Annotated in this window: 7 protein-coding genes; 1 reads left to right on the top strand and 6 read right to left on the bottom strand. The window is 42.9% G+C overall.

Features of this window, described 5'->3' with window-relative positions; genetic code table 11:
• The 6 genes from QZY09_RS17350 to QZY09_RS17325 all read right to left on the bottom strand — a co-directional run.
• Positions 1-506: MFS transporter (locus QZY09_RS17350; RefSeq protein ID WP_295674413.1), on the bottom strand; the 506-nt coding region annotated here is incomplete at its 3' end.
• A gap of 200 nt (positions 507-706) precedes the next feature.
• Positions 707-1,276 (bottom strand): GyrI-like domain-containing protein, encoded by a 570-nt coding sequence (locus QZY09_RS17345; RefSeq protein ID WP_295674411.1) that lies wholly within the window; start codon positions 1,274-1,276, stop codon positions 707-709.
• 56 nt (positions 1,277-1,332) lie between these two features.
• Positions 1,333-1,752: a hypothetical protein gene (locus QZY09_RS17340; protein WP_295674410.1), complete on the bottom strand. Its 420-nt coding sequence runs from the start codon at positions 1,750-1,752 to the stop codon at positions 1,333-1,335.
• A 135-nt stretch (positions 1,753-1,887) separates the two neighbouring features.
• Positions 1,888-2,364: a DinB family protein gene (locus tag QZY09_RS17335; RefSeq protein WP_295674408.1), complete on the bottom strand. Its 477-nt coding sequence runs from the start codon at positions 2,362-2,364 to the stop codon at positions 1,888-1,890.
• 5 nt (positions 2,365-2,369) lie between these two features.
• On the bottom strand, positions 2,370-3,287 hold the full coding sequence (gene fmt, locus QZY09_RS17330; RefSeq protein WP_295674407.1) for a methionyl-tRNA formyltransferase: 918 nt from the start codon (positions 3,285-3,287) through the stop codon (positions 2,370-2,372).
• Positions 3,288-3,451: 164 nt separating this feature from the next.
• Positions 3,452-4,684 carry a DUF1343 domain-containing protein gene (locus QZY09_RS17325; protein WP_295674406.1) on the bottom strand — a complete coding sequence of 411 codons (1,233 nt, stop codon included), beginning with the start codon at positions 4,682-4,684 and terminating at the stop codon, positions 3,452-3,454.
• An 84-nt stretch (positions 4,685-4,768) separates the two neighbouring features.
• Here QZY09_RS17325 and QZY09_RS17320 point away from each other — a divergent pair.
• Positions 4,769-5,555: ABC transporter permease (locus QZY09_RS17320; RefSeq protein WP_295674404.1), on the top strand; the 787-nt coding region annotated here is incomplete at its 3' end.

The raw sequence follows: 5,555 nt of genomic DNA, 5'->3' as shown, positions 1-5,555 counted from the left end.
GCAATGAAGAATAAGGCTTTGTAACTCCCGGGATGGGCCGCAAGGTATAAAAGGGCGATTAATGGGCCAAACACCGCTCCTAAAGTATCCATGCTCCGGTGAAAGCCAAAAACGCGTCCCTTATATCTTGATGTTGTTTCGTCCGAAAGTAAGGCATCCCGGGCGCCCGTCCTTATACCTTTGCCCAATCTGTCTGTGGTGCGTGAAAAGAACACCCATAAAGGATATTTAAAGAGAGCCATCATCGGTTTTGATATAGCGCTAAGTGCGTATCCTATCCGTATAAAGGGCGACCGTTTGCCGGTGGCATCGCTCAAATTGCCGAAATAACCTTTACTTAAACCCGCTGTTGCTTCTGCAACGCCCTCCAGGATGCCTATCAAAATGACGGAAAAGCCAATGGCACGCAAATATACGGGCATCACAGGGTACAACATTTCACTGGCAACATCTGTAAAAAGACTCACCATTGACAAGATAAGCACATTACGGGTGATGATTTTCATTGCTGAATTTATAAATTATCTGTCTTTATACCTGTAACAAGCGCATTTTTTTTTAACGGGGCCATTGTAAGTAAATTTTTATACCTGATTTTTTAAGGTGCCTCAAAATGTTTAATGCTGCAACAATACTTAAACACCAAATAATATTTGAAATCGGGTAGGGGATAAAGTATTGCTTTAGCGCATCCATAGGTCTATTTTTATTTAGTTATAGGCTGCCTGATAATAGTTTTCAATTTTTCAGGTGCGGTTCTGCGCATATCGTTCAGGTATATTTCCCGGTGTTTACCGTGCATTTTATAACCATTGTCTTTGATAAAAGCATGCAGTTTTAAAATATTTGCCACTTCGGCGCTATACGGGCCTACGTGTAGTAATTGTGCACATGGCCCTTCTTCCATGCTTTCAAGCCTTAGATTATTCAGCATAGGAATTGCTTTTCTCCGGGCGACCAGCTCTTTGGCCTGTTCAATAATTTCACTGGTTATAAAATTGGGTTGCATGATCATGATGGTCCATTTCCAGGCAGCTTTGTTCTCCATCGAAAAATTGTTCATATCATCGGTCCACCATAGGCCTTCCAATGGCATTACACCATAATCAATTTGTTGTTCGCCTTTTTTGAGCATAAATTTCATGGTGTATGAAACGCTGAATAAAGCTTCTATGGCTTGCTGGAACATCGTCGAATCATTCGGGTCGCCATGCCCGTCAATCATCAGGTAGTTGAGTTTGGGCACAGTTACCATGCTGATCTTATTGGCGGGCACTTTATAAAGCGCCGCGAGGTTTTTTTTAGGTCTATCTTTTTCATGGTATTATGAACTTAGGTAGTTACCTGAGCTTTAATATTCAACTTCTTTATCTCCTCCGTCAAATTTTCAGGAATTTCGCGGCAATGGCAATGTTTGATGTGTTCCAGGTGCCAGGCTATTCGTTCTTCTGTGATTGCATTTTTTGGCATGGGATGTGCCAGGTGCGATTCAGTGTTCGTCTTGCTCGATTTTAATAGTTTGGTTAAATCATTTCTGCTTTTTGCAAACTGGTCCATTAAAAGGTGCCAGCCAACGGCTTTAATGTTAATTTTTAAGCGGTTGTCAATTAAAACCAGGTTGGCACTTGCCAGGTAAAGGAACCTGACACTATAGAAATTACTGAAGCTGTTTATTTCAAGAATAAAAGGCGCAAAGAGCACATAGCTGATAACGGCAATAAGTATAAGTCCAAAAATCAGCAGCCCTGTCATCTTTAAACTATTTACAGGGCAAAGCTAAATGTGTTGATGCGCGAATGAAATGATGGCTGTCAATTCATTTAATGATCGTTATCAGATCAAAAAATTTAACATCACGACCATTCCGTATGACTACAAGGGGCATTTTTAAAACCTGATCACATCAGTATCCGGGGGAACATGCCCCAGCATCCGGCACATGGTCATGATCTGCCCTTTGTGATGGAATTCATGGGTGGTTACGTGTGTAAAAAGCTGCAGGGGAGTAATGCTCACCAACCCGGCGCGGTTATGATGGCCTTCAACGGGTACTTCCATTTTATCCTTAAAACTTTCAAGGAAGCGGGCTACAATATCATCTGCCCGGGTGTACAATTGGCGGATCAGGGCCACATTAGTAAAATCTTCATTACTGATCAATTTAGCCGGCTGTTTCAATGCAAAATAAGCAAGCCAATGAAAATAACAATCGGCATTGTGCACCAGGAAATACCGGAGGGGCTGGTTGTTAAATGCAGGCATCGGCGTATTCAGGTCGTGGCCAAGCTGTGCATCAATAAAACTCAAGACAACTTTCCTTGAGCTTTGAACCAGCGCGTATTGTTGTTGAAGTGCAGCAATCATTGCAGTTATAACTTCACCCCCCTCAAAAACTCCTCAATCCCCATTTGTTTTTTGCCTTCCAGCTGTACATCTGTTAAGCAGATGAACCCATCGGTGGTGGCAAATTTTAAAAAGGTTTTGTTATCCGTCAAAAAATGGCCCGGTAAAAAATTATGCTGCTCAATTTCATAAACCGATTTGTACACTTTGAGGATCTTGCCGTTTAAATGGGTGAAGGCGGTAGGGATGGGGCTCACTCCGCGTATTTTATTGTATATGGTTATAGCAGGCTGGTTCCAGTCGATCAGGCAATCTTCCTTAAAAATTTTAGGGGCGTGCCTTAGTTCAACCCCTTCCATTAACTGCGACTGAGGGTGCTCGTTATACCTGCCGCTTTCAACGCCTTTAACGGTTTTTACCAGCAATCCGGCCCCTTTGTACATCAGGCGGTCATGCAGTTCGCCGGCCGTTTCATGGCCTGTAAGGGTTACTTTTTCTGTAAATAATATATCGCCGGTATCAATTTCATGCTTCAGGAAAAATGTAGTTACGCCGCTTTCATGCTCGCCATTAATCAGCACCCAGTTAATAGGGGCGGCACCGCGGTATTGCGGCAGGAGCGAAGCATGCAGGTTAATGGTTCCGCGTGCCGGCATGTTCCAGACAACCTCGGGCAGCATCCTGAAGGCCACTACTACCTGAAGATCGGCATTAAATGATTTCAGTTCTTCTAAAAATGCAGGGTCCTTTAATTTTTCGGGCTGCAATACGGGTATACCATTTTCAACGGCGTATTGCTTCACGGCCGATTCCTGGAGTTTTTGCCCACGCCCGGCGGGTTTATCAGGCGCGGTAACAACCGCCACAATACTACAACCAGCCGTAATTAATGCGTCTAATGATGTAACAGCAAACTGGGGCGTACCCATAAATATTATCCTCATAGCAGATAGTAGTTCTAAAAAATTAATATTTCAACCGATACACCAGCCCGACCTTCTCTGAATTTCTTTCGCCAATTTGCAGAAAGACTTTTAGATTTACATCCGGGCGAAATCGGAAATCGAACATCCCTGCCGCATGCAGGCTGGCCAAATCCGAAATCGACTTACGGGTACAATAAATACTTTTTCCTTATCATTTTATAGTGGCTTAAAGCAGGCTCCCAGGTTTTTCGGATCTCTTTTTCGCCCTCGCCGGCCTCTATTTGTTTTTGTAATTTTTCTGTCCCCGCAAGTTTTGTAAAATACGCATTAAAAAAATGCTGCTTGTCCGGAAATGCCTTGTATAGCGCTATCAGCCAGCTTAAATTAAGCATTTTATTTTCCCGGATAAAGTCGGTGTTATAGCCCTTAAGATCAATGCCATAACAAACCTTGTCCTTTTGCGGTGGGTCTTCGCTCATACCCGCGATGCTGGCCGGTTTAAAGCTATCAGCATATTTGCCGGCTAGTGTTGGGTGCCCAATTTGCAAAAAAGGGTACATGGTACCCCTGCCAAGGCTTAATGTTGTCCCTTCAAATAAACAAACAGATGGATAAAGTATAACCGATTTATCGGTATTCAAATTTGGAGAAGGGGTAACAGGAAGCTTATAGGCGTCGCTGTGTTTATAGTTTGCTGTTTTAATAATACGAAGTTTGCATTGAACATGGTTTTTAAGCCAGCCCTCGCCGTTGATCATCTGGGCGTATTCGCCAATAGTCAGGCCGTGGACTATTGGTATAGGGTTTAATCCGACGAATGAGCGAAAGGCTGTATCCAGCACTGGCCCGTCAACATAAAAACCATTAGGATTTGGCCGGTCTAAAATCATCAGCTCAACATGGTTTTCGGCACAGGCCTCCATTACATATTGCAGCGTCGATAAATATGTGTAAAAACGCGCGCCAACATCCTGTATGTCAAATATCATCAGGTCTATTCCCTTTAGGTCGTCCGGCGTAGGTTTATAGTGTTTATTGCCATACAGTGATATAACCGGGATGTGTGTCGCCTCGTCTATGGTGCTGCTAACATCCGCCCCGTTGCTGGCGTTGCCCCTGAAGCCATGTTCGGGGCCAAATATTTTTTTTACAGAGATGCCCAGTGCTACCAGGCTGTCAACGGTAAGGGTTAAGGTCTTACCGATGACGGAAGTTTGGTTAATCACCATCCCAATATTTTTTCCCTTAAGATAGTCAATATAAAAGTAAGTTTGGTCAGCCCCCGGAATTATTTCTTTAATTTTTGCCCCGACGGCTATTTTATAGGGCTTGTAATGACTTTTTTGCGCGGTTACCGAACTTACAATGAGGCAATTCACCAATCCGAAAAGTAAATAAAACTTTATCCTTATCATAAATGTAAATACGGTACAATATAAAAGTACCAGTTTTAACGTTAAAACCGCATATTTGCGAAGGTACAAAAAATCTCTGTTGCATTGAATTTCGCCTGGTTCGTAGCTAATCGCATTACATTTAAGTCAAAGCGTACATTTTCAAAACTGATTGTACGGATAGCCATTATTGGCATTATGCTCGGCCTGGGCGTAATGATACTGTCGTTGGGCATAGTGCGCGGGTTTAAAAGTGCGATCAGGGAAAAAGTCCGCGGCTTTTCAGGTGATATGGTGATCCAGAAAAACGATCTGAACAGTTCTTTAGAAAACTCACCCTTTCAAGCAAATACAGACCTGCTAAAAAAGGTGATTGCCAGCCCTTTAATAACCAGGATGATGCCCTATGCCACCAAACCGGGTATCATAAAGGCAAAGGGCGATATTGAAGGCATCGTATTAAAAGGGGTAGATAAGACTTACGACTGGTCGGTATTTAAAAAAAATCTGGTAGCGGGTAACGTCCCGGATCTTGCTGATACCGCAACAGGAAAAAAGCAACTTTTGATCTCAAAGTTTGTTGCTGACCGCTTACAGTTGAAACCCGGGGATAAAGTTTTGATTTATTTTGTGCAGGAGCCGCTTCGGGTAAGGCCATTTGTAATAAGTGGTATTTTTAGTTTTGGTATTGATGAGGTTGACAAGACCTACGTGGTAGGCGATATCTCACTCATAAACAGGTTAAATAATTGGGCGCCTGATGAAATTGGCGGCTACGAGTTGAAAGTAGCTGATTTTAACAAATTGAACGCTGCTGAAGAGGTAGTAAACGAACTTTTGCCTACCCGATTAAAGGCCTACACAATTATGGATAATTACCCTGCAATATTTG

The organism is uncultured Mucilaginibacter sp. (assembly GCF_903913935.1).
Lineage (GTDB): Bacteria > Bacteroidota > Bacteroidia > Sphingobacteriales > Sphingobacteriaceae > Mucilaginibacter.
Note: the sequence above shows the minus strand (reverse complement) of the source record. Positions and strands in the feature narration are given on the sequence as shown.

What these genes read in the sequence shown, in the direction of transcription:
- fmt (WP_295674407.1), bottom strand. Translation starts at nt 3,287, where the DNA reads ATGAGGATAATATTTATGGGTACGCCCCAGTTTGCTGTTACATCATTA.
- QZY09_RS17325 (WP_295674406.1), bottom strand. Translation starts at nt 4,684, where the DNA reads ATGATAAGGATAAAGTTTTATTTACTTTTCGGATTGGTGAATTGCCTC.
- QZY09_RS17340 (WP_295674410.1), bottom strand. Translation starts at nt 1,752, where the DNA reads ATGACAGGGCTGCTGATTTTTGGACTTATACTTATTGCCGTTATCAGC.
- QZY09_RS17335 (WP_295674408.1), bottom strand. Translation starts at nt 2,364, where the DNA reads ATGATTGCTGCACTTCAACAACAATACGCGCTGGTTCAAAGCTCAAGG.